Genomic DNA, 22,728 nt, shown 5'->3' on the forward strand with positions numbered 1-22,728 from the left:
CCGGACGGGTGGCGGCACGGCGCGCGCCCTGCATGTGGGACCAAAGTCCCTTATGCTGCGGGCACCTTCCGACCTCTGACGATGGAGCCAGAACCATGGAGGAGTTCAGCACACCCCTGCTCGTCGACGCGGGGCCCCGCGAGAACCTGCTCGACCTGCTGGCCGCCCGCGTCGCCGGGACCGGCGACGGTCCCCTCATCGAGTACAAGACGCCCGGGACCGGTACCACCTGGCACACGGTGAGCGCCCGCGAGTTCGACCGGCAGGTCCGGGACGTCGCCCGCGGCTTCGTCGCCCGCGGCATCGCACCCGGCGACCGCGTCGGCATCATGTCCCGCACCCGCTACGAGTGGACGCTGCTCGACTGGGCCCTGTGGAGCGCCGGCGCGGTGCCCGTCCCCGTCTACGAGACCTCGTCCGCCGAGCAGGTCCACTGGATCCTCACCGACGCGGCCGTGACGCTGCTCGTCGTCGAGACCGCCGAGCACGCCGCCACCGTCGCCGAGGTCCGCCCCGAGGCCCCCCTGCTGCAGGACGTCCTCGTCCTCGACGACGGGGCCGTCGAGCGCCTCGTCGCCGACGGCCGCGACGTGCCCGACGCCGAGATCGACCGCCGGCGCCGCGTCGCCGGCCGGGACGACCTCGCCACGCTGATCTACACCTCCGGCACCACCGGCCGCCCCAAGGGCGTCGAGCTCACGCACGGCAACTTCTCCGTGCTCGCGCGCAACGCCGTCCAGGGGCTGCACGAGGTCGTCGCGACCCCCGGCTCCCGGACGCTGCTGTTCATGCCGCTCGCGCACGTGTTCGCACGCTTCGTCGAGGTGCTCTGCATGCCCGCGGGCTCCGTCCTCGGCCACACGCCCGACACCAAGCAGCTCCTGCAGGACCTCGGCGAGTTCCGGCCGACCTTCATCCTGTCGGTGCCGCGCGTGTTCGAGAAGGTCTACAACTCCGCCGAGCAGAAGGCCGCCGCCGGCGGGAAGCTGAAGATCTTCCAGTGGGCCGCGCGCACCGCGATCGCCTACTCGCGCGCGCTCGACGACGGCCGGCCCGGGATCGCGCTGCGGGTGCAGCACGCCGTCGCCGACCGGCTCGTGTTCCACAAGCTCCGCGACGCCATGGGCGGCCAGGTCGAGTGGGCGATCTCCGGAGGGGCTCCGCTCGGCGAGCGGCTCGGGCACTTCTTCCGCGGCATCGGCGTCCGCGTCCTCGAGGGGTACGGCCTGACCGAGACCACCGCCCCGGCCACCGTCAACCTGCCGGGCAAGACGCGCATCGGCACGGTCGGGCCGCCGCTGCCCGGAACGTCCGTCCGGATCGCCGCGGACGGCGAGGTCGAGGTGCGCGGGCCGCAGGTCTTCACGCGGTACCACGGCAACCCCGTCGCCACCGCCGAGGCGTTCGACGACGGCTGGTTCCGCACCGGCGACCTCGGCTCCCTCGACGCCGACGGCTACCTCAGCATCACCGGCCGCAAGAAGGAGATCATCGTCACCGCGGGCGGCAAGAACGTCGCCCCGGCGCTGCTCGAGGACCGCCTGCGCGCCCACCCGCTCATCAGCCAGGTCGTCGTGGTCGGGGACGGCCGGCCATTCATCGGCGCGCTCGTCACCCTCGACGCCGAGGGGCTGCCGGGCTGGTGCTCGGCGCACGGCCGCGAGCCGATGACCGTCGCGCAGGCCATGCACGACCACGAGGTGCTCGCGTCCGTCGACCAGGCCGTCGAGCGTGCCAACCGGGCCGTCTCGCGCGCCGAGTCGATCCGCCGCTACCGCATCCTCGAGCGCGACCTCACCATCGCGAGCGGGCACCTCACGCCGAAGCTGAGCGTGCGGCGCACCCACGTCCTGAAGGACTTCGCGACGGACGTCGAGGCGATCTACGCCGCCGAGCCCGGGCGCTGAGGCGGGGGCGCCGGCGGTCGCGGGACCCCTCTGCGGGACCCGGTCGCGGGGCCCGGTCGCGGCCGGGTCGGCGCGCATGGGCTATCGGTGCCCGGCGCTCGGGTGGCCGGCGGGTAGGCGGTCGGTGCCGGGGCGCCGGAACGCGTCGGACCGTCCAGGGCGCGCCGGACCGTCCTGGGCGCGCCGACGTCAGACGCGCCCGAGCCGCGCGAGCAGGGTCGCCGACGGCAGGACCCGGGCGCCGGCCGCCTCGAGGTCGGCGCCCAGCGCCCGGTCGGACGTCACCGCCACGACCACCCTGCCCGTCGGCTCCGCACGCACGAGCCGCCGGATGAGGTCGTCGGCGATCTCCCCCTGCGAGAACAGCACCCGCACCCCGCGCGGGCCGCTCGGGGCCCGGTCGTGCGGCCCGGGCTCGCGCCCGTCGAAGCAGCACGTCACCTCCGCGCCCGTCCGACCGGCGAGGTTCGCGAGCCGCTCGGTGAGACGGCGGCGCTGCTCGGCGAGCGGGACGTCGGGCCAGGCGAGCTTCGAGACGTTGTAGCCGTCGACGACCAGGTGGGCCCGCGGCATCGCGAGCAGCTCGTCCAGCAGCGCCGGGTCGTCCGCACCCCGCCCCCTCGACGTCGCACGTCCGGCCGGACCGGGCACGGGCGCCGGCGCCACCAGGTCGGCCGGCATCGCACCCGCCGGGGGCAGCGCGAGCTCCTCCCGCAGCGCCGACCCCGCCTCCACCAGCGTGTCCAGCAGCAGCCGCACCCGCACCTCCGCGAGGTCCCGCAGCACCGCGGCGTCCTCCCGGGCGGCCCGCACCAGCTCCTCCGCCCGCCGCCGTTCCTCGTCGGCCCGCGCCCGGAGCGCCGCGGCCTCAGCGTGCACCCGCTCGGCCGCGGCGCCGACCTCCGCCGCCCGCTCGGCGGCCCGCCGCGCCTCGGCCCTCGCGCGGTCCGCGTCCGACCGGAGCCGTCGCAGCTCCTTGCGCAGCGCGACCAGCTCGGCCTCCGCCGCGTCCGCCCGCTCCTGCTCGGCCGCCAGCCGCGCGGCGATCCGGTGCACGTCGTCGGGCCGCACGGCCACCGCGGAGCCCGCGCCCCCGCGGGAGGCCGGGCCCAGGCGGGCACCGGAGCCCTGCGGGCGGCCGGAAACCTGAGGAGAACCCGAGCCCTGGGCGGGGCCCGTGCCCTGCCCTCGCGACCCTCCCGCGCCGGCTGCGCTCGGATCCTCGTCGCCCGAGCCCGCTGACCAGGCCTCCGGCGCCGCTGCCGCGAGCACCACGTCCTGCCATCCCGGCGGGCGCAGCAGCACGGCGCCCACGGCCAGCGTCACCGGGTCCGGCGCGGAAGGCCGCGTGCCGGCATCCGGGTCCAGCGCGGGAGGCCGCGTGCCGGCGTCCAGGTCCGGCGCGGGAGGCCGCGTGCCGGAATGCGGGTCCAGCGCGGAGGACGGCGTGCCGGCATCCGGGTCCAGCGCGGAGGACGGCGTGCTGGCCTCCAGGCCCGCGACAGGTGCGCCCGACCCGGCGGGCTGCGACGGCGACGGCGACGGCCGTGGCGACGGCCGTGGCGACGGCTCGCGACCCGCGGCGAGCAGGTCGGCCGCCTCGTCGGGGTGCGCGTGCGACCAGGCCCGCGCGACCCGTGCCCGGAACGCGTCGTCACCCTCGACCGCGCGCCACAACGGGCCGGCGCCCGCGTCGGCCCGTCGGCGGGGAGCGAACCGGCGGACCGCGGCGAGCGCGGACGGCACGGTGGCCGGCTCCAGCGCACCGAGCACCTCGGCCGCGAGCCCCACCACGGCGGCCCGGACGGCAGGGGGCACGACGACGGACATGCTCGTCACCCTACGGGCCCGCGCGGCCGGGGCGACACGCCGTGCACACCACGACACAGCGACCGTCGTCCCCAGGCGGACCGCCCGGGCAGGGCGCTTGTCGGAGGTCGTCGGTAGCGTGTTCTCATGGCACCTGACCTGCGCGAACACCTCCCCGAGCCGCTCCTCGCGGGCGACTCGTGGGGGCTGCGCGCCGGGTCGGCGCTGCCCTTCTACGACGCCCGGGGCCGCCGTCGCGAACCGCGCGAGGCGGCCGTGGCCGGCGGACCGCGCGACCCGCGACCGGGAGGAGCAGGTGGCCACCGGGGGCCCCTCGCGTCGAGCCCCTGCGGCGGGGGCGCCGGCGCCACGACGGGCGCCCGTCACCTCGCCCCGCGTGGCGCCGACTCCCCCGGAGACCACGGCACCACCGGCGACCGCGACACCACGGGTGGCCGCGACACCACGGGTGGCCACGACACCACCGACACTCACGAGGCCGTCGGCACCGACGCCGTCGTGCCGCAGGAGCCGGCGCACCTCGCGGCCAGGCGGGAGCGCACCCGGCTCCTGGGCGAGATCGAGACCGTCGCGCAGGCCGCACCCGACCAGCCGCTCGCGGCGTGGCTCGACAAGCTCGACCCGTCGACCGTCCCCGTCGAGATCCTCGTCGAGGCGGTCGCCGCATCCGCGCGCCTCGAGGCCGCGGCGCACGCGCGCACGCTGAGCCTCGCTGCGGCGCTGGCGCGTCGCCCCGAGATGGAGCCGGCGTGGAACGACGACGTCGGTCCCCTGCCGCGCCACCGCTCCGTCGCCGCGGACGAGCTGTCGATGCGCCTCGGCGTCTCCCGTGTCGTGGCGAACCGGCTGGTGCGCGAGGGCCAGGTCCTGGACCTCGTGCTGCCCGCGACCGGTGCCGCGCTCGCTGCGGGCGATCTCGACGCCGCGAAGGTGTCCGTCCTCGTGCAGCGCTTGGGGAACCTGGACCTGCGCGTCGCGGAGGCCGTCGAGGACCTCGTCCTGCCCGAGGCCCCGGAGCGGTCGACCGCGCAGGTGCGGCTCGACGTCGAGCGCGCGCTGCGCGAGGTCGACCCCGACGGAGCAGCAGCCCGGCACGAGCTCGCCCGGACGGGGCGCCGGGTGTCCCGCCCCCGCCCCGAGCCCGACGGGATGGCGTCGATGTGGCTCGTCCTGGCGGCCGAGGACGCCACCCGGGTGGACGGCGTCCTCGAGCACACCGCACGAGCCGCCCGGGTCCACGGCGACCCGCGCACCCTCGAGCAGCTGCGCGCGGACGGGCTGCGCGACCTGGTGGTCGGTGACGTCCCGGCGCCGGACAGCCAGGACAGCCAGGACAGCCAGGACAGCCAGGACAGCCAGGACAGCCAGGACAGCGTGCTGCCCGATGGCGACGGCACGGCTGCCGGGAGCGACGACCGGGTGCGGCCGGGCTCCTCCGGCGCCACGTCGGCGCAGGGCTCGGCCCCGGGTGCCCCTCGTGCCACGGGCGGCTGCGCCTGCGGCGGACGGGGCGCAGGCCGGGCCGGCGCTCAGATCCGGGTGACCGTCGCCGCCTCGACGCTCCTCGGCCTGGACGACCGGCCCGGCGAGCTCGCCGGCTACGGGCCGGTCGACGCCGTGACGGCCCGGGCGCTCGCTGCGGGCGGCACCTGGCGCCGCATCGTCACCGACCCGCTCTCCGGCGCCGTGCTGGACGTCGGTCGCACCCGCTACCGACCACCGGCAGCCCTCGACGAGCACGTCCGCACCCGCGACCGTCACTGCGCGGCGCCCGGCTGCACGGTGTCGGCAGCAGACGCCGACCTCGACCACACCCTCGAGTTCCACGGCGTGCCCTCCGGGGCCGGTCACGCTCGGGCGTCGGACGTGACGGCCCTGGGAGAGCGAGCGCGCGGTGCGCAGCCGCTCGGCACGACGTCCGACGCCAACCTCGGGGTGCTGTGCCGCCGGCACCACCGCCTCAAGACCGACGGGGGCTTTCGCCTGCGCCAGCTCCGGCCCGGCGTGTACGAGTGGGTCACCCCGGCGGGCCACCGCTACCTCACGCGCCCGGGCGGGGACGCCGTGGTCGACGTGTCCGCGAGTCCGCCGTCCCAGGTCGACGCGCTGGCCGAGCTGCCTCCGCCGTTCTAGCCTGCGGCCCGTGCCGCCGGTGTGTCGGACCCCACCGATACCGTCCCCGTCATGGTGTTCCGCTCCCCCGTGCCCCCGCGTGAGGACCTCACGCGGCAGCCCGTGGGCCGGCCGGTGCAGGTCACGCTGGACGACATCGGCACCCCGCTGTCGGACGTCACGTTCGTCGTCGTCGACCTCGAGACGACCGGCGCCGCACCCGGGGCGTCCGCCATCACGGAGGTCGGCGCGGTCAAGGTGCGCGGGGGCGAGGTGCTCGGCGAGTTCCAGACGCTCGTCGACCCGGGCGGCCCGGTGCCGGCCCAGATCCAGGTCCTCACGGGCATCACGACCGCGATGGTCGTCGGCGCACCTCGCATCGGGTCGGTGCTGCCGTCGTTCCTCGAGTTCGCGCGGGGTGCGGTCCTGGTCGCGCACAACGCGCCGTTCGACGTGGGCTTCCTCAAGGCGGCCGCGGCCGAGACGGGCCACGCCTGGCCGGGCTTCCCGGTCGTCGACACCGTCAGGCTCGCCCGTCGTGTCGTGACCCGCGACGAGGCCCCGAACCACAAGCTGTCCACGCTGGCCGCCCTGTTCCACGCGACGACGACACCCGAGCACCGGGCGCTGGCCGACGCCCGGGCCACGGTCGACGTGCTCCACGCCCTGCTGAGCCGCCTCGCGCCGCTCGGCATCACGCACCTCGAGGACCTGGCGACGGCGGGCGACGCGGTGCCGTCGGACATCCGGCGCAAGCGGCACCTCGCCGACGGGCTGCCGGACGCGCCGGGCGTCTACCTGTTCCGGGGACCACGCGACGAGGTGCTCTACGTCGGCACCTCGACCTCGCTGCGGTCGCGCGTCCGGTCGTACTTCACGGCGGCCGAGAAGCGCTCGCGGATGCGGGAGATGGTGCGCATCGCCGAGTCGGTCACGCCCGTCGTGTGCGCGACGCCGCTGGAGGCCCAGGTGCGCGAGCTCCGCCTGATCGCGGAGCACGACCCGCGCTACAACCGGCGTTCCCGGGCGCCGGAGCGCATGCCCTGGATCCGGCTCACGGACGAGCCGTTCCCGCGCCTGTCGGTCGTCCGGGAGGTCCGCCCGGGCGCGACCCACATCGGCCCGTTCTCCTCGCGCTCGGCGGCGCAGTCTGCGGTCGAGGCCCTGCACGACGCCTTCGCGATCCGGCGCTGCACGTCGCGTCTCCCCGCCGTGCCGGCGCCGGGCGCCACGGCGTGCCACCTCGCGGAGATCGGCCGCTGCCCGGCTCCGTGCGTCCGGCCCGAGGCCGCGGCCGAGCACGCGGCCACCGTGGACCGGGTGCGGGAGGCCATGACCGCGGACCCCGCGGGGGTGGTGGACGCGCACGCCGGCCGGATCGCGGGGCTCGCCCGGCAGGAGCGGTACGAGGAGGCGGCCACGGTCCGCGACCGCCTCGCGGCGTTCCTCCGGGGCTCGGCGCGTGCGCAGCGCCTGGCGCCCCTGTCGGCGTGCGCCGAGCTCGTCGCAGCCCGGCGGACGGACGCCGGCGGCTGGGAGCTCGTCCTCGTCCGGCACGGCCGGCTCGCCGGGACGGCGCTCGTGCCGCCCCGCACGGATCCCACGCCGGCCATCGAGTCGCTGCGCGCCAGCGGGGAGCACGTCGACCCTCCGGTTCCCCCGGCGCCGGCGGGACACCCGGAGGAGGCCGACCTCGTGCTCGGGTGGCTCGGGCGTCCCGGCGTGAGGATCGTCTCGGTGAGCACCCCGTGGTCGTACCCGGTGCGCTCCGCCCAGGCCCGCACCGACCCCGCGGCGGCCGTCGGCACCACGTGGCTGGAGGATGCCGAGGCGGAGGCGCGGGCCGAGCGCGACGCGCAGTTCGAGCGCGACGCCGCAACGCCGCTCCCAGCGCCGCACGACGTCCGCCCGCCTGCCGTCGCTGCGCCCGAGCCGGCGCCCGCCGCCGGCCCGGGCGCAGCGCCCGGCGAGGCGTCCGCCCCGGGCCACCCGTCGGCCCCGGCCCTCGTGCCGCCGCCTGACCCCGACGCGCGGCGTGCGGCGCGGGACGACCCCGCGGGGGCCGCCGGCGCGGCATGATGGCGTCATGCTGACCGCCATCGTGCACATCGACACCGACGCCGCGCGCATCCCCGAGGCCGCCGCGGCGATCGCCGAGATCCCCGGGGTGAGCGAGGTCTACTCGGTCACCGGCGGGGTCGACCTCATCGCGATGGTGCGCGTCCGGGAGCACGAGGAGCTGGCGGACATCATCGCGGACCGCGTCAGCAAGGTCCCGGGCGTCGTGCGGACGCAGACGTTCATCGCGTTCCGGACGTACTCGCAGCACGACCTCGAGCAGGCGTTCGCCCTGGGCATCGAGGGCTGACGGCGCGGGCCGCCGGCCGCCACCCGCTCACGGCCGTCGGCCTCAGCTCGCCGCGCTCCAGCGCCTCAGCTCGCCGCGCTCCAGCGCGCCAGGACCTCGGCCGCCGCCCCGGAGTCGACCGCCCGCGCGGCGTGCTCGAGGCCGCTGCGCAGCCGGTCCACGAGGCCACCGCCCTCCGCGCCCGTCCCGGGCAGGGAACCGTCGGCGACGAGGGCCGCGGCGGCGTTGAGCAGCACGGTCTCCCGGGACGCGACGTGCTCCCCGGCGAGGACGGCCCGCGCGACACCGGCGTTGAAGGCCGCGTCGGCGCCCCGCAGGTCGGCCACGGTCAGCGGCGTCAGACCGAGGTCCGCGACGGGGTCGAGCACGTGCTCGGTGACGGCACCGCCGGTGACGTGCCAGACGTGGGCGGTCCCGGTCGGCGCCAGCTCGTCGAGGCCGTCGTCCCCCCGGAACACCAGCGCCTCGGTGCCGCGCCGCGCGAGCACGCCGGCCACGAGCCCCGCCATGCGGGGGTCGGCGACGCCGATCGCGGCGGCGGCCGGCTGCGCCGGGTTGGTGAGCGGGCCCAGGAAGTTGAAGACGGTGCCGATGCCGAGCTCGCGGCGCGCGACGGCCACGTGCCGCATGGCGGGGTGGAACGTCAGGGCGAAGCAGAACGTGATGCCGACCTCGGATGCCAGGGCGGCGACGCGCTCGGGGGTCTGGTCGAGCCGGATGCCGAGCGCCTCGAGCACGTCCGCGGAACCGGACGACGAGGACGCGGCCCGGTTGCCGTGCTTGACGACCCGGACGCCGGTCCCGGCGACGACGAGCGACGCCATCGTCGAGACGTTGACGGTGTGCGCGCGGTCCCCGCCGGTGCCGACGATGTCCACGGACCGCCCGGGCACCTCGAAGCGCAGGGCGTGGGCGAGCATCGTGTCGGCGAGCGCCGTCAGCTCGGCGACGGTCTCGCCCTTGGCGCGCAGCCCGATGAGGAACCCGGCGATCCGCGCCGGGGACGCCTCGCCGGACATGATCTGGTCCATCGCCCAGGCGGTCTGCGCCTCCGTGAGGTCCTGCCGCGCGACGAGCGACGCCAGCAGGTCCGGCCAGGTCACCGCCGGCACGGGGCCCGCGCCCTGCGTCATGCCGCGGGGGCGCCGGTGAGCAGACCGGCGACGGCGCTCTGCAGCTCGACCGGGTCGAGCGGCTGGGAGACGACGGCGTCCGCGTCGGACCAGGCGGCGAGCCACGCGTCCTGCGGGCGGCCGGTGAGCACGAGCACGGGCGGGCAGCCGAACACCTCGTCCTTGACCTGGCGCGCGAGCGCCATGCCGCCGACCTTCGGGGCCTCGCCGTCGAAGACGAACAGGTCGTACCCGCCGGCCTCGGCCTGCTCGAGGGCGGCGGCGGGCGTCGCGACCTCGGTCCACTCGATGTCCGGCGCGCCCCGGCGCAGGCGCCGGCCGACGCCGAGCCGCACCTGGGCGCGGGTGTCGAGGTCGTCGCTGTAGAGGAGGATGCGCGGTCCGGCCTGCTCGGCGGAGGCGTCGGCAGTGAGGCGGTCAGCGGCCATGGTGGTCCTTCACTCGGTGCGGGGCGGGACGGGGGTCCCCGCCCTGCATCTTGGCACGCCGGGGTGCCGGTGGTCCGCAGGCGCCCGGAACCGCGGCGGACGGGCCGGAACGAGGTGACGATGTGACAGAAACCTCGGCCACGCCCTAGGACTTGGGACCCATGCGCTGCGGTTTTCGGCCATACTGACGTGCGTGACGACCGCAACGGCTGCCCCCACGTCCGCTCCCCGGGTGAGCGTCAACCGACCGAACCCGGTGTCGGTGGGCACCATCGTGTGGCTCGCGTCGGAGCTGATGTTCTTCGCGGGCCTGTTCGCGATGTACTTCACGCTGCGCGCCACGGTCCCCGAGGAGTGGGCCGTGCAGACGGAGAAGCTCAACGTCACGTTCGCGGCGGTGAACACGACGGTGCTGCTGCTGTCGTCCGTCACCTGCCAGATGGGCGTGTGGGCCGCGGAGCGGTTCCAGCCGGTGCGCTCCGGCTCGCTGCTGAACGTGCGCGGCTGGGGCATGAACGAGTGGATGACGCTCACCTACGTCATGGGTGCGTTCTTCATCGGCGGGCAGATCTTCGAGTACGCGGAGCTGGTGCACGAGGGCCTGACGATCTCGTCGAGCCCCTACGGCTCCGTCTTCTACCTGACGACCGGCTTCCACGGCCTCCACGTGGTCGGCGGCCTCATCGCGTTCCTGTTCCTCCTGGGCCGGTCCTTCACGGCGAAGCGGTTCGGCCACCACGAGGCGACGACCGCGATCGTCACGTCCTACTACTGGCACTTCGTCGACGTGGTCTGGATCGCGCTGTTCGCGACGATCTACCTGATCAAGTGACGACGACCCCCCGAGCCCCCCGCACGCCCGAGACGAGGATCCATCCGTGAAGGCACTCGCCGCCCGCAGGCACCACCGGTCCGCACCGGTCGTGCTGCTCCTGCTGGCGCTGCTGCTGACCGGTGCGGTGTACGCGATCGCCCAGCCCGCCAGCGCCGACGCGGCGCAGGCGACGGCCAGCGAGAGCGACATCGCCACCGGCCAGAAGCTGTTCCAGGCCAACTGCGCCACCTGCCACGGCCCGACCGCCGAGGGCCGTGAGGCCGTCGACGGCGGCGCCGGCGGCCCCTCCCTCATCGGCGTGGGCGCCGCCGCGGTCGACTTCCAGGTCGGCACCGGCCGCATGCCCGCGCAGATGAACGGCCAGCAGATCCAGGCCAAGCCCGTCCAGTTCACGCAGGACGACATCGACAAGCTCGCGGCGTACGTCGCCTCGCTGGGCGCCGGGCCCGCGGTGCCGACCGCCGAGCAGGTGGACCCGAGCCTCGGCGACGCGGCGAACGGCATGGCCCTGTTCCGCACGAACTGCGCCATGTGCCACAACGCGGTCGGCGCCGGCGGCGCGCTGTCCCAGGGCAAGTGGGCGCCCTCGCTCGACCAGACCACGCCCACGCACATCTACGAGGCGATGCTCACCGGCCCCCAGTCGATGCCGGTGTTCAACGACGCCAACATCACCCCGGACGAGAAGCGCGACATCATCGCGTACCTCGACGAGCAGCGTGACGGGTCGCCGGGCGGCCTCTCCCTCGGCTCGCTCGGTCCCGTCAGCGAGGGCCTGTGGGCCTGGGTGGTCGGCATCGGCCTGCTGATCGCCGCCTCGGTCTGGATCGGAGCCAAGTCCTCGTGAACTCACCCCACGACCCCTCGACCGACCTGACCACCCGGGACGGCTCCGCGCCGGTGCCCGAGCGGTTCGAGGACCCGGGCCTCGAGGCGCACCGCGCCCGTGTGGGCGACACCGACCCGAAGGCGAACAAGCGCGCCGAGCGGCAGGTCGTCGTCCTGTTCACCATCTCGATCCTCGGCACGATCGGCGCGATCGTCGCGTACGCGCTCGTCCCGCCGGGCGAGACGGTCGGCAGCATGCGGCTGTCCAACCTGCTGCTCGGGCTCGGGCTGTTCCTCGGCCTGGCCGGCATCGGGCTCGCGGCGGTCCACTGGGCCAAGTCCCTGATGAACGACCACGAGCGCGCCGAGGACCGCCACCCCACGGCGTCGTCCGCGGAGAACCGCGTCAAGGCCGTCGAGGCCCTGCGCGAGGGCGCCAAGGACTCGTCGATCGGGCGCCGCGGGGTGCTCAAGGGCGCGATGGTGACCTCGCTCGCGCTGTTCCCGCTGTCGATCGCGGTGCCGCTGGTCGGTAACCTCGGCGGCGACTGGAACGTGGCGCGCTCGAAGCACACGATGTGGCGCCGCGGGACGCGGCTGACGATCGACCCGAGCGGCCGGCCCATCAAGGCGTCGGACGTGACCATCGGCTCGGTGTTCCACGTCATCCCCCAGGGCCTCGAGGAGGCGGAGCACCCGCTGAACGAGAAGGCCAAGGCGGTCGTGCTGATGATCCGCATGGACCCGCGCGACATCCGCTCCGAGCAGGGCGAGGGCTGGTCGTACGACGGCATCGTGGCGTTCTCCAAGATCTGCACCCACGTCGGGTGCCCGGTCGCCCTCTACGAGCAGCAGACGCACCACATCCTGTGCCCGTGCCACCAGTCGACCTTCGACGCCGCGGACGGCGCCAAGGTCGTGTTCGGCCCGGCGAAGCGCCCGCTGCCCCAGCTGCCGATCACGGTCGACGACGAGGGCTACCTCGTCGCGCAGGACGGCTTCAACGAACCCATCGGCCCGTCGTTCTGGGAGCGCCTGACATGAGCACCGTCGACTCCCCGCCGCAGGCGTCGGCACCGCCGACCGCGGGCGCACGCGCCGCCGCGGCGACCGCCGACTACCTGGACCAGCGGACCGGCATCGGCACCGCGGTCAAGGAGTTCGCGCGCAAGATCTTCCCCGACCACTGGTCGTTCCTGCTGGGCGAGATCGCGCTCTACTCCTTCGTCGTGCTCCTCATCTCGGGCACGTTCCTCACGATGTTCTTCGTGCCCTCCATGAACGAGGTGCACTACCACGGCCCGTGGGCCGCGATGGACGGCGTGCAGATGTCCGAGGCGTTCGCCTCCACGCTGCGGCTGTCGTTCGAGGTCCGCGGCGGGCTGCTGATGCGGCAGATCCACCACTGGGCCGCGCTGATCTTCATGGCCGCGATCGTCACGCACATGATGCGCGTCTTCTTCACGGGCGCGTTCCGCAAGCCGCGCGAGCTCAACTGGGTCGTCGGCTTCACGCTGATGATCCTGGGCCTGCTCGCCGGGTTCTCCGGCTACTCGCTGCCCGACGACGTGCTGTCCGGCAACGGCCTGCGGATCGCGGACGGCGTGGCCCGCGCGATCCCGATCCTCGGCTCGTACATCTCGTTCGCGCTGTTCGGCGGCGAGTTCCCGGGGACCGACCTGATCCCGCGCCTGTTCACCGTGCACGTGCTGCTGGTGCCGGCGCTGATCCTCGCCCTCATCGGCCTGCACCTGCTGTTCGTCGTGCTGCACAAGCACACGCAGTACCCGGGTTCGGGCCGCACCGACAAGAACGTCGTCGGCTACCCGCTGTTCCCGGTGTACGTGGCGAAGGCCGGCGGGTTCTTCTTCGTCGTGTTCTCGGTCATCGCGCTGATGGCCGCCACGATGACGATCAACCCGGTCTGGAACTACGGGCCGTTCGACCCGGGCGTCGTGTCCGCCGGCGCGCAGCCCGACTGGTACATGCTCTTCCTCGAGGGCGGCCTGCGCCTCATGCCGGGCTGGGAGTTCGTCATCGGGCAGTACACGGTCTCGATGAACATCCTGGTGCCGGGCGTGGTGATCCCCGGCCTGCTGTTCACGACGCTGGCCCTGTGGCCGTTCATCGAGTCGTTCGCCACGGGCGACAAGCGCGAGCACCACGTGCTCGACCGCCCGCGCAACGCCCCGTTCCGCACCGCGTTCGGCGTCTCGTTCCTCACGGCGTTCTTCATCCTGATCCTCGCCGGGTCGAACGACCTCATCGCGACGCACTTCCACCTGTCGATCAACGACATCACGTGGACGTTCCGGGTGCTGATCTTCGTGGCCCCCGCGATCGCGTTCTGGCTGACCAAGCGGATCTGCCTCGCGCTGCAGCGCAAGGACCGCGAGGTCGTGCTCCACGGGCACGAGACCGGGCGCATCGTCCGGTTCGCGTCCGGCGAGTACATCGAGGTGCACAAGCCCCTCGACGCGCACGAGCGGTGGCTGCGCGTGCAGCACGAGCCGCGCCGGCCCGTCGAGATCGAGCCGGCGGAGGACTCCCGCGGCGTCCGGCGCAAGGGCTACCGCAAGGACCTGCTGCGCCAGCGCCTCTCGCGCGTGTTCTACGAGGACCGCGTCGAGCCGGTCACGCCGGCGGAGCTCGCGGCGGCGCAGTCGCACGGCGGGCACGACGCCCTGCCGGCGGCGCACGACGACGAGCACCGGGCGATCGGTGCCGGTAGCGGTGCCCGTCAGCTCGCGTCGGAGCCCGAGGACACCGAGGGCACGGGCGGCGGCGCGCACCGCTGAGACCCGCAGCAGCGACGGCAGGGCCGGTCGTGCGTCACGTCGACGCGCGGCCGGCCCTGCCGCCGTCGAGGGCACGGCGACCACCGCGTCGCACGGCCGTGACCTGGGGAATCATCCGCGCGCGCCGCTCGTTGCACCGGAGGGAGCGGGCGGTCCCCGGACCGGTCCCGCCCCACCGTCCCCCGGGCCGCCCACCGCGGGACGTGGTACGACAGAGGCAGGTGCGCGCAGCCCCCGCGGCCGCACGCCCCTGCTGCCAGAACGCCGTCGCGGCACCAAGCGCCGCGACCCGAGCAGGAAGAGGCACTGATGGCTGACTACACCCTTCCGGACCTGCCCTACGACTACGCGGCGCTGGAGCCGCACATCTCCGGCCGCATCATGGAGCTGCACCACGACAAGCACCACGCGACGTACGTGGCCGGCGCCAACACCGCGCTGGAGAAGCTCGCGGCAGCCCGGGAGTCCGGCGACTTCGGCGCGATCGCGGGCCTCGAGAAGGCCCTGGCGTTCAACCTGGGCGGCCACGTGAACCACTCGGTGTTCTGGCAGAACCTCTCCCCCGAGGGCGGCGACAAGCCGGTCGGCGAGCTCGCCGCGGCGATCGACGAGTTCTTCGGCTCGTTCGACAAGTTCCAGGCGCACTTCACCAACAACGCCACGACCATCATGGGCTCCGGCTGGTCGATCCTCGCGTGGGACTCCATCGGGCAGAAGCTCGTCATCGTGCAGCTCTACGACCAGCAGGGCAACATCCCGCTGGGCCTCGTGCCGATCGTCGTGCTCGACATGTGGGAGCACGCGTTCTACCTCGACTACGTCAACGTCAAGGCGGACTACGTCAAGGCCTGGTGGAACATCGTCAGCTGGGCGGACGCCGGCGAGCGCTTCACGCGCGCGCGCACGCAGACCTCGGGTCTCATCGTCCCGGCGCTCTGACACCGCGCCCGCTCGGCCCGAGGGCCGGTCACCCCGCAGGGTGGCCGGCCCTCGGCGCGTCCGCAGCGTGAGACGCCTGCCACCAGGACATCACGGGACGAAGGCGGACGACTCGCCGGGCTCCAGCGCCGCTACCCGGGCGTGTCGCGCGACCTCGCGTTGACCCCGGTCCCGCGCCCGGACCAGCATCGACGGACCGGTCCACGGGGACCGCCCGGTGTATCAGCCGCACCGATGCCGGCCTGCTTCACGACGAAGGAGCACGCCATGAGCACCACCCTCGCCCGCCGCCGCACGACCGCCCGGCTCGCCGCCCTCGCGCTCGCCCTCGGGGCGTTCGGCGTCGTCGACGCCGCAGCCGGCGCCCCGGACGCGTCGGCCGCCGGCTGCAGCTACAGCAACCTGAGCTCGACGAAGGTGAGGAACGTCAACTGCACCCGCGGCGCGTACGGGTACAAGAAGTCCGCGACGGCGACGAACGGTGTGCGCCTCGCGAGCTGGGTCTCTGCCGGCAACTGGTCGTACAACCCCTACCAGGTCTGCTACCAGTACCCGACGATGGTCTTCGGCTGATGGGCGAGCGCCCCTCGACCGCAGGCTCGCCGCGGCTCCGTGCCGCGGCGGGCCTCGCCGCCGGAGTCGTGCTCCTCGCCGCGTGCTCAGGCACCCCCGGAACCGGCCCCAGCTCCGCTCCGGGAGACTTCTCGGGACCGTGGGCCGAAGAGCTCGCGTACTACGACTCCGTCACCGACTCCGAGTTCGCGCACCGCGCCTTCGCGGACAGCGAGATCTCGGACGCCGAGGTGCAGGAGGGCATGCGCCAGGTCCTGGCGTGCTACGACGACCACGGTGCCACCGTCGAGTACGACGCGTACGGGCTCGAGACCGTCGACGTGCTCACCGGGAGCGAGGACCCGCTGGACGTCATGGGGCTGTGCGCCTTCGCCGACGGCGGGGTCGTGGCGCTGCACGACCAGATCCGCCTGAACCCCGACAACCTCGACGCGTTCACGATCCAGGCCGCGTGCATGGTGGAGCACGGCATCGTGGAGCCCGGGTTCACGGCCCGCGACCTGGAGAACACGTACGAGGAGGGTGCGGCGACGCCCTGGGAGCCGGCGGACCAGGAGACGGCGACCGCCTGCCAGCTCGACCCGCTCGGGCTGGCCTCCGACGCCGGCACGACCGGGTCGACCGGCCCGTCCGGATCGGCGACCCCCTGATGCGTGCAGGTTCCGCGTCCGTGCTGACGCTGGCCCTGCTCACCGCGTCGGCGGCGGGGCTCGCGGTGGGGACGTGGCTCGCGGCCCCCGGGACGCCCGAGGCCCTGGCGGCGGGTGCGCCGATCACGGAGGTCCCGGTGACGACCCGTGAGTTCGCCGACCCGCGCAACCTCGCCCTGCGCGTGTCCCCCGGGGAGGCGCGCGAGGTCACGGTCCGCGCCGACGGCTACCTCACGCGGTCGACGTGCACGCCGGGCGGCTCGCTCGACAGCGGCACCTCGACGTTCGCCCTGGACGGCGCCGGCCTGCTGAACCTGCACACGTCGGAGCCGCTGTGGCGGACGCTCGCCACCGGTGACCGCGGCACCGACGTGGCCGCCCTGCACGAGGCGCTGCGCGGGCTGGGGCACGACGCACCCGACGGCGACCGCGTGACGGCCGGGACGCTCCGGGCGTACCGGGACGCTGCCGTCGCCGCCGGCCTCCCGGCCCCGGCCTGGGGTCAGCCGGTGGACCACACGCGTGTCGCGTGGCTGCCGGCGCCGTCCGTCGTGGTCAGCCGGTGCGTGGCGGCGACGGGTTCGGACGTCGCCGCCGGGGACGTGCTGGCCGAGCTCCCGGCGGCGATCTCCGCCGCGGCGCTCGTGAGCCTGCCGGCGGACGCCGTGCCGGGCGAGCGCGCGCTCACGGTGGACGACCAGCAGGTGCCGGTGGACGCCGAGGGCCGCGTGGCCGACGGGGCCGCGCTCCAGGCGATCGCCGGCTCCCGCAGCTACACGGAGGCGGCCGCAGCGGCCGAGGCCGGCGCCGACGTCACCCTGACCGTGCCGTGGTCCCTCGTGACGTCGCTCGAGGTCGGGATCGTGCCGCCGGCGTCCGTGCAGGACGCGGAGTCGGGGACGGCCTGCGTGCGCGACGCCACGGGCACCCCGGTGGCCGTGCGCGTCGTCGGGTCGGAGCTCGGTCAGACGTACGTCACTCCGGCGGACGAGGCCGTCCTGCCGGCCGCGGTGCGGACGGACCCCGCCCCGGGGTGCCGGGGGTGAGGGCATGAAGGTGGTGCTCGACGGGCTGGGCCACCGGTTCCCCGGCCAGCCGTTCCTCTTCCGCGGGCTGTCCGCGACGCTCCTCCCCGACCGCGTGTACGCCCTGGTCGGGCCGTCCGGGTCGGGCAAGAGCACGTTGCTCTCGCTGCTCGCCGGGTGGCTCCACCCGTCCGAGGGGACCGTCGACCGGCACGGTGTGGCACGGGTGGGCTGGGTGTTCCAGAACCCCCACGGCGTCGCGCGCCGCACCGCGCTCGACCACGTGGTGCTGCCGCTGCTCACGCAGGGGCACACGCGGCGCGAGGCCGAGGACCGGGCGCGGACGCTGCTCGCGGGGTTCGGCCTCGAGGAGGTCGCGGACCGGGAGTTCGCCGCCCTCTCGGGCGGTGAGGCGCAGCGGCTCGTGCTCGCCCGCGGCATCGCCGCCCGGCCCGAGCTGTTCCTCGTCGACGAGCCGACCGCCCAGCTCGACGCGCGGACCGCGGCGCAGGTCAGCAGCACCCTCGGCGGCCTCGCCCGGGAGGGGACCGTCGTGGTGGTCGCGACGCACGACGCCCAGACCCGCGCGGCGTGCACCGACACCCTCGACCTCGCGGCCTGTGCCGACCTCACCACCCACGCCGTCCGCGGGGTCGACCCGGTCCGCGGGGTCGGCGCGTGAGGTGGGTCGTCGGCGAGGCGTGGCGCGACGTGCGGTCGGGCACCGCGCACGCGCTCCGCTCCACGCTGGCGCTCGCGCTGCTGGTCGGCTCCGCCGCGGTGGTCGACGTCGCCGGGGTGGAGGCCCTGCTCGTCCGCGGCGCCGAGTTCCGCGACGCCGGGGCGTCCGTGCTGACCGTCGAGGCACCCGGGGCGATCGACGGCGGCACCTGCGACGCCCTCGCCCGGCTTCCCGGGGTGCGTGCCGCCGGGGCCCTGCGCCAGGCCGCCGAGCCCCTCGCGCCCGCGACCCTCCCGCGCGGGCCCGTCGCCGCGTACCTCGTCTCCCCCGGCGCTCCCGCACTGCTCCGCGCCGACGACTCCGGGTCCGCCGGCGTGCTGCTCGCGTCCGACGCCGCCGCCGCACTGGGCGTCGGGACCGGCGACCGGCTCGTCCTCGACGGCACGCCCACGACGGTGCGCGGCACCTACGTCTGGCCGGACGACGGCCGACGCCCCGGGTACGCGTACGCCGCCCTGCTGCCGGCGACCCGGGCCGACCCGTACGACGCGTGCTGGGTCGACGCGTACCCCGCGCCCGCGGGCCTGGCAGCCCTCGCCCGGCTCGCCGTGCTCCCCGCCGGCGACGAGCAGGCCGCGCCGGTGGTCGTCTCGCAGCTCAACACCACGCTGGGCACGACGTTCGACGGGGTCCAGGCGCACGCCGGCAGGGCCACCCGGCACGCGGTGTGGCTGTCCGTCGCCGGCGGGGCGCTGCTGGGGTTCGCGGGAGTCCGGGCCCGTCGGCTCGAGCTCGCGGCGGCACGGCACGTCGGTGTCACCGCACCCGCCCAGCACCTCCTGCTGCTGCTGGAGGGCCTCGCGTCCGTGCTCCCGGCCGGGGTCCTGGTGGCCGCGGCGGTCGCGGTGCAGGTCGTCACCGGCACCGGCGAGGACCCCGCGGCGCTCGTCCGCACCGCCGTCCACGTCGCCGCTCCCGGCCTCGCCGCCGCGCTGCTCGGCGCGCAGGTCGCCGCGGCGCTCACACGGGAGTCGCACCTGTTCCGGTACTTCCGCACCCGGTGACGCGTCGGTCTCCGCCGTGGCAGCGCGCAGCGGGACCTGCGGACCGCACCGCCGGCAGCGCGGCTCCCGGCGGGGCACCGCGGCGCCACGCGCGCCACGGGCCGGGCTCCCCGCGTGGGGTGCCCGGCCCGTGGTCCGTGCGGTGCGCGAGCGCTCAGTGCGCGTGCTGGCCGCGGGAGAACTCGAAGATCCACCCGACGAGGCCGATGACCCCGAGGGCCGCGCCGACGTACAGCAGCCACCAGCCGACGGCCATCCCGAGGAACGCCACCGCGCCGGCCGCCGCCACCGTGATCGGCCACCAGCTCCACGGGCTGAACACGCCCTGGTCGCCGGCGCCCTCCGCGACGAGCGCCTCCGGGTCGTCCTCGGGGCGGGCGTCGATGCGGCGGGACACCAGCAGCAGGTAGCCGCCGATCATGCCGACGAGGCCCCCGACCAGCGGGATGCCGACGGTGCCGACGGGCTCGCCGTCGCTCCACCACGCGTAGATCAGGCCGATCGGGATGAAGAACAGGACGCCGCCCAGGAACAGGTACGGCTCGACCTTCATCGCGTGCCGGGGGCGCTCACCGCTGCCCGTCGGGGACGGCCGGGCACCCGGCTCGTGCAGGCTGCTCATCGCGTGCGCCCCTCCTCGTCGTCACCCTGCGGCCGGTCGTCCACGATCGTGGCCGTCGACTGCTCCTGCTCGCCGCCGCCGTGCTCGAGGCGGTCACGGGCCAGGCCCTGCTCGCCGGACCGCTCGGCCTCCCAGTCGAAGAACCCGGGCTCGGGCTCCACGTGGTCCATGGCGGCGACCTCGGGGTGGTGCAGGTCGAACGCGGGGCGCTCGGACCGGATGCGGGGCAGCGACGTGAAGTTGTGCCGCGGCGGCGGGCAGGACGTCGCCCACTCGAGCGACTGGCCGTAGCCCCACGGGTCGTCCACGGTGACCTTCGGCGCGCGGCGCCACGTGATGTAGACGTTCCACAGGAACGGCAGCGTCGAGATCGCGAGGATCATCGAGCCGACGGTCGACACCTGGTTCATCCAGGTGAAGCCGTCCTCCGGCGAGTAGTCGGCGTACCGGCGGGGCATGCCCTCGGCGCCGAGCCAGTGCTGGACGAGGAACGTCATGTGGAAGCCGATGAACAGCAGCCAGAAGTGGAGCTTGCCGAGCCGCTCGTTGAGCATCCGGCCGGTGAACTTCGGCCACCAGTAGTACATGCCGCCGAACATCATGAACACGACGGTGCCGAACACCACGTAGTGGAAGTGCGCCACGACGAAGTACGTGTCGGAGACGTGGAAGTCGAGCGCCGGGCTGGACAGGATGACGCCGGTCAGGCCGCCGAAGAGGAACGTCGTGAGGAACCCGATGGTCCACAGCATCGGCGTCTCGAACGTGAGCTTGCCGCGCCACATCGTGCCGATCCAGTTGAAGAACTTCACGCCCGTCGGCACGGCGATGAGCATCGTCATCAGCGCGAAGAACGGCAGCAGCACCGCGCCGGTCACGTACATGTGGTGCGCCCACACCGTGACGGACAGGGCGGCGATCGCGATGGTCGCGTACACCAGGCCCTTGTAGCCGAACACGGGCTTGCGGCTGAACACCGGCAGGATCTCGGTCGCGATGCCGAAGAACGGCAGCGCGATGATGTACACCTCGGGGTGCCCGAAGAACCAGAACAGGTGCTGCCAGAGGATGGCGCCGCCGTTCTCGGGGTTGAACACCTGCGCGCCGAGCCGGCGGTCGGCGCCGAGTGCGAACAGCGCGGCGGCCAGCGGCGGGAACGCCATCAGCACCAGCAGGCTCGTGATGAGCGTGTTCCAGGTGAAGATCGGCATCCGGAACATCGTCATGCCGGGCGCGCGCATCGTGACGATCGTGGTGATGAAGTTGACGGCGCCGAGGATCGTGCCGAAACCGGTCAGCGCGAGGCCGAACACCCACAGGTCCCCGCCGGCTCCCGGTGAGTACACGGAGTTCGACAGCGGCGCGTACGCGAACCACCCGAACGACGCGGCGCCCTGCGGCGTGAGGAAGCCCGCCGCCGCGATGAGGCCGCCGAACAGGTACAGCCAGTACGAGAACGCGTTGAGCCGCGGGAACGCGACGTCGGGCGCACCGATCTGCAGCGGCATGATGATGTTGGCGAACGCGGCGAACAGCGGCGTCGCGAACAGCAGCAGCATGATCGTGCCGTGCATGGTGAAGAGCTGGTTGTACTGCTCCTTGCTCTGCACCACCTGGATGCCCGGCTCGAACAGCTCGGCGCGGATCAGCAGCGCCATGAGGCCGCCGATGGCGAACCACACGAACGCGGTGATCAGGTACATGTAGCCGATCGTCTTGTGGTCGGTCGACGTGACCCACTTGACGATCGTGCGGCCCAGGGTCTGGCGGCGGGGCGCGAGCCCCGGCACGACCTCGACGGCGGCGGCCATCAGCTCTCTCCCTCGTCGCCCTCGGCGTCGCTGCCACCCTCACCGGTGACGCGGACGTCCTGCAGGCGGTTGTACTCGAGACCCAGCTGACCGTCCTGGCCGGCGTCCCGCAGGTCCTGGATGTGCGCGTCGTACTCCTCGCGCGACACCACCTTCACGTTGAACAGCATCGACGAGTGCTCCTCGCCGCAGAGCTCCGCGCACTTGCCGAGGTACTCGCCCTCGACCTGCGGCACGACCTGGAACGTGTTCGTCCGTCCCGGGATCATGTCCTGCTTGTAGAGGAACGCCGGCACCCAGAACGAGTGGATGACGTCGCGGGAGTCGAGCACGAACTCGACGCGCTCGCCGACGGGCAGGTACAGCGTCGGCTGGTCCGCGAGGACGCCGGTGCGGCCGACCTCCTGGGCGTGCTGCCCGGTGTCGTAGACGTCGTCGTCGACGTAGTTGAAGTCCCAGCTCCACTGCTTGCCGATGACCTGGACGGTCAGGTCGGGCTCCGCGGAGGTGTCCTGGATCTCGGTCATGTCGCGCGCCGTGTAGTAGAACAGCACGCCGACCATGACGATCGGGAGCACGACGTACATGATCTCGAGCGGCACGTGGTACCGGAGCTGGACCGGGAGCTGGTCGTCGTCCTTGCGCTTCCGGTACACCGCGACGCACCACAGGATCAGGCCCCAGACGAGGATGCCGACCAGGAGGGCGGCCACCCAGGAGCCGACCCACAGGTTGGTGATCCGGCCGGTCTGGTTCGTGATCTCGTTGTCGGAGTCGCCGGGCAGCCAGCCGCGCTGGGCCTCGGGCGAGCATCCGGCGAGCGCGAGCGCGACGACGGTCACGAGTCCCGCGACGGCCAGTCGGGTCCGCCTCGGGCGGCGGGGGGTCTGCGAGCGCACCGGGGGCCTTCCACTTCGGTCCCCGTCGGCCGCGACGCGTCGGGCCGTGCACCGTCCGACGGGGAAGTCCACCTAGGACCTTTGTCCTCGATCCCGTGCAGCGTAGCGCGAGGACAGGCTGCTCGTGGCCTCAGAACCGCGTTTCAGGCGCACGAGATGACGCAGTGTCATCTGGATCACTCCCCGCGGCCGCGCCCCCGCGCCCCGGTGGGTGCCGCGTGCGG

Annotated in this window: 20 protein-coding genes; 14 read left to right on the forward strand and 6 right to left on the reverse strand. The window is 74.3% G+C overall.

The window, feature by feature from the left end; translation table 11 throughout:
- Positions 1-95 precede the first annotated feature (95 nt).
- On the forward strand, positions 96-1,907 hold the full coding sequence (locus P9841_RS02760; protein ID WP_283320588.1) for an AMP-dependent synthetase/ligase: 1,812 nt from the start codon (positions 96-98) through the stop codon (positions 1,905-1,907).
- Positions 1,908-2,096: 189 nt separating this feature from the next.
- On the opposite strand, the gene P9841_RS02765 is transcribed toward P9841_RS02760, so the two are convergent.
- Positions 2,097-3,737: an NYN domain-containing protein gene (locus tag P9841_RS02765; RefSeq protein ID WP_283320589.1), complete on the reverse strand. Its 1,641-nt coding sequence runs from the start codon at positions 3,735-3,737 to the stop codon at positions 2,097-2,099.
- A 126-nt stretch (positions 3,738-3,863) separates the two neighbouring features.
- Here P9841_RS02765 and P9841_RS02770 point away from each other — a divergent pair, with 126 nt between their 5' ends.
- From P9841_RS02770 to P9841_RS02780, 3 genes are read left to right on the forward strand one after another with little or no spacing between them, the layout of a single operon-like run.
- A complete protein-coding gene (locus P9841_RS02770; protein WP_283320590.1) occupies positions 3,864-5,870 on the forward strand; it encodes a DUF222 domain-containing protein in 2,007 nt (668 codons plus the stop codon).
- A gap of 51 nt (positions 5,871-5,921) precedes the next feature.
- Complete coding sequence (locus tag P9841_RS02775; RefSeq protein ID WP_283320591.1) at positions 5,922-7,928, forward strand: DEDD exonuclease domain-containing protein; 2,007 nt, start codon at positions 5,922-5,924, stop codon at positions 7,926-7,928.
- Between the two features lie 7 nt (positions 7,929-7,935).
- Positions 7,936-8,217 carry an Lrp/AsnC family transcriptional regulator gene (locus tag P9841_RS02780; RefSeq protein ID WP_283320592.1) on the forward strand — a complete coding sequence of 94 codons (282 nt, stop codon included), beginning with the start codon at positions 7,936-7,938 and terminating at the stop codon, positions 8,215-8,217.
- A 65-nt stretch (positions 8,218-8,282) separates the two neighbouring features.
- Here P9841_RS02780 and trpD read toward each other — a convergent pair whose 3' ends face one another.
- Both trpD and P9841_RS02790 read right to left on the reverse strand, forming a co-directional pair.
- A complete protein-coding gene (gene trpD, locus P9841_RS02785; protein ID WP_283320593.1) occupies positions 8,283-9,350 on the reverse strand; it encodes an anthranilate phosphoribosyltransferase in 1,068 nt (355 codons plus the stop codon).
- Positions 9,347-9,778 carry a response regulator transcription factor gene (locus P9841_RS02790; protein ID WP_283320594.1) on the reverse strand — a complete coding sequence of 144 codons (432 nt, stop codon included), beginning with the start codon at positions 9,776-9,778 and terminating at the stop codon, positions 9,347-9,349. The genes trpD and P9841_RS02790 overlap by 4 nt, the downstream gene beginning before the upstream one ends.
- Before the next feature lie 193 nt (positions 9,779-9,971).
- On the opposite strand from P9841_RS02790, the gene ctaE reads away from it, so the two are divergent.
- The 10 genes from ctaE to P9841_RS02840 all read left to right on the forward strand — a co-directional run bounded on the left by ctaE (position 9,972) and on the right by P9841_RS02840 (position 19,172).
- The gene (gene ctaE, locus P9841_RS02795) at positions 9,972-10,610 is read left to right on the forward strand and encodes an aa3-type cytochrome oxidase subunit III (protein WP_459349146.1); all 639 of its coding nucleotides are present in this window, start codon (positions 9,972-9,974) and stop codon (positions 10,608-10,610) included.
- 46 nt (positions 10,611-10,656) lie between these two features.
- Entirely contained in the window at positions 10,657-11,460 is an 804-nt protein-coding gene (gene qcrC, locus P9841_RS02800; protein ID WP_283320595.1) for a cytochrome bc1 complex diheme cytochrome c subunit, read from the forward strand.
- Entirely contained in the window at positions 11,457-12,485 is a 1,029-nt protein-coding gene (gene qcrA, locus P9841_RS02805) for a cytochrome bc1 complex Rieske iron-sulfur subunit (RefSeq protein WP_283320596.1), read from the forward strand. The genes qcrC and qcrA overlap by 4 nt, the downstream gene beginning before the upstream one ends.
- The gene (gene qcrB / locus P9841_RS02810) at positions 12,482-14,239 is read left to right on the forward strand and encodes a cytochrome bc1 complex cytochrome b subunit (protein ID WP_283320597.1); all 1,758 of its coding nucleotides are present in this window, start codon (positions 12,482-12,484) and stop codon (positions 14,237-14,239) included. The genes qcrA and qcrB overlap by 4 nt, the downstream gene beginning before the upstream one ends.
- A gap of 309 nt (positions 14,240-14,548) precedes the next feature.
- The gene (locus tag P9841_RS02815; RefSeq protein WP_283320598.1) at positions 14,549-15,178 is read left to right on the forward strand and encodes a superoxide dismutase; all 630 of its coding nucleotides are present in this window, start codon (positions 14,549-14,551) and stop codon (positions 15,176-15,178) included.
- Between the two features lie 267 nt (positions 15,179-15,445).
- Positions 15,446-15,751, forward strand: coding sequence for a hypothetical protein (locus P9841_RS02820; protein ID WP_283320599.1), 306 nt, complete (start codon positions 15,446-15,448; stop codon positions 15,749-15,751).
- On the forward strand, positions 15,751-16,401 hold the full coding sequence (locus P9841_RS02825; RefSeq protein ID WP_283320600.1) for a hypothetical protein: 651 nt from the start codon (positions 15,751-15,753) through the stop codon (positions 16,399-16,401). The genes P9841_RS02820 and P9841_RS02825 overlap by 1 nt, the downstream gene beginning before the upstream one ends.
- Complete coding sequence (locus P9841_RS02830; protein WP_283320601.1) at positions 16,401-17,447, forward strand: hypothetical protein; 1,047 nt, start codon at positions 16,401-16,403, stop codon at positions 17,445-17,447. The genes P9841_RS02825 and P9841_RS02830 overlap by 1 nt, the downstream gene beginning before the upstream one ends.
- Before the next feature lie 4 nt (positions 17,448-17,451).
- Positions 17,452-18,108, forward strand: coding sequence for an ATP-binding cassette domain-containing protein (locus tag P9841_RS02835; protein WP_283320602.1), 657 nt, complete (start codon positions 17,452-17,454; stop codon positions 18,106-18,108).
- Positions 18,105-19,172 carry a hypothetical protein gene (locus tag P9841_RS02840; protein WP_283320603.1) on the forward strand — a complete coding sequence of 356 codons (1,068 nt, stop codon included), beginning with the start codon at positions 18,105-18,107 and terminating at the stop codon, positions 19,170-19,172. Before P9841_RS02835 ends, P9841_RS02840 begins: the two co-directional genes overlap by 4 nt.
- 154 nt (positions 19,173-19,326) lie before the next feature.
- On the opposite strand, the gene P9841_RS02845 is transcribed toward P9841_RS02840, so the two are convergent.
- From P9841_RS02845 to ctaC, 3 genes are all read right to left on the reverse strand, one after another.
- Positions 19,327-19,725, reverse strand: coding sequence for a cytochrome c oxidase subunit 4 (locus tag P9841_RS02845; protein WP_283321837.1), 399 nt, complete (start codon positions 19,723-19,725; stop codon positions 19,327-19,329).
- Between the two features lie 65 nt (positions 19,726-19,790).
- Entirely contained in the window at positions 19,791-21,605 is a 1,815-nt protein-coding gene (gene ctaD / locus P9841_RS02850) for an aa3-type cytochrome oxidase subunit I (protein WP_283320604.1), read from the reverse strand.
- The gene (ctaC, locus tag P9841_RS02855; RefSeq protein ID WP_459349145.1) at positions 21,605-22,504 is read right to left on the reverse strand and encodes an aa3-type cytochrome oxidase subunit II; all 900 of its coding nucleotides are present in this window, start codon (positions 22,502-22,504) and stop codon (positions 21,605-21,607) included. The genes ctaD and ctaC overlap by 1 nt, the downstream gene beginning before the upstream one ends.
- Positions 22,505-22,728: the final 224 nt, after the last annotated feature.

Origin of the sequence: Cellulomonas sp. ES6 (assembly GCF_030053835.1) — a bacterium.
Classification (GTDB): domain Bacteria; phylum Actinomycetota; class Actinomycetes; order Actinomycetales; family Cellulomonadaceae; genus Cellulomonas.

What these genes read in the sequence shown, in the direction of transcription:
- P9841_RS02760 (WP_283320588.1), top strand. Translation starts at nt 96, where the DNA reads ATGGAGGAGTTCAGCACACCCCTGCTCGTCGACGCGGGGCCCCGCGAG.
- P9841_RS02765 (WP_283320589.1), bottom strand. Translation starts at nt 3,737, where the DNA reads ATGTCCGTCGTCGTGCCCCCTGCCGTCCGGGCCGCCGTGGTGGGGCTC.
- P9841_RS02770 (WP_283320590.1), top strand. Translation starts at nt 3,864, where the DNA reads ATGGCACCTGACCTGCGCGAACACCTCCCCGAGCCGCTCCTCGCGGGC.
- P9841_RS02775 (WP_283320591.1), top strand. Translation starts at nt 5,922, where the DNA reads ATGGTGTTCCGCTCCCCCGTGCCCCCGCGTGAGGACCTCACGCGGCAG.
- P9841_RS02780 (WP_283320592.1), top strand. Translation starts at nt 7,936, where the DNA reads ATGCTGACCGCCATCGTGCACATCGACACCGACGCCGCGCGCATCCCC.
- trpD (WP_283320593.1), bottom strand. Translation starts at nt 9,350, where the DNA reads ATGACGCAGGGCGCGGGCCCCGTGCCGGCGGTGACCTGGCCGGACCTG.
- P9841_RS02790 (WP_283320594.1), bottom strand. Translation starts at nt 9,778, where the DNA reads ATGGCCGCTGACCGCCTCACTGCCGACGCCTCCGCCGAGCAGGCCGGA.
- qcrB (WP_283320597.1), top strand. Translation starts at nt 12,482, where the DNA reads ATGAGCACCGTCGACTCCCCGCCGCAGGCGTCGGCACCGCCGACCGCG.
- P9841_RS02815 (WP_283320598.1), top strand. Translation starts at nt 14,549, where the DNA reads ATGGCTGACTACACCCTTCCGGACCTGCCCTACGACTACGCGGCGCTG.
- P9841_RS02820 (WP_283320599.1), top strand. Translation starts at nt 15,446, where the DNA reads ATGAGCACCACCCTCGCCCGCCGCCGCACGACCGCCCGGCTCGCCGCC.
- P9841_RS02825 (WP_283320600.1), top strand. Translation starts at nt 15,751, where the DNA reads ATGGGCGAGCGCCCCTCGACCGCAGGCTCGCCGCGGCTCCGTGCCGCG.
- P9841_RS02830 (WP_283320601.1), top strand. Translation starts at nt 16,401, where the DNA reads ATGCGTGCAGGTTCCGCGTCCGTGCTGACGCTGGCCCTGCTCACCGCG.
- P9841_RS02835 (WP_283320602.1), top strand. Translation starts at nt 17,452, where the DNA reads ATGAAGGTGGTGCTCGACGGGCTGGGCCACCGGTTCCCCGGCCAGCCG.
- P9841_RS02845 (WP_283321837.1), bottom strand. Translation starts at nt 19,725, where the DNA reads ATGAAGGTCGAGCCGTACCTGTTCCTGGGCGGCGTCCTGTTCTTCATC.
- ctaD (WP_283320604.1), bottom strand. Translation starts at nt 21,605, where the DNA reads ATGGCCGCCGCCGTCGAGGTCGTGCCGGGGCTCGCGCCCCGCCGCCAG.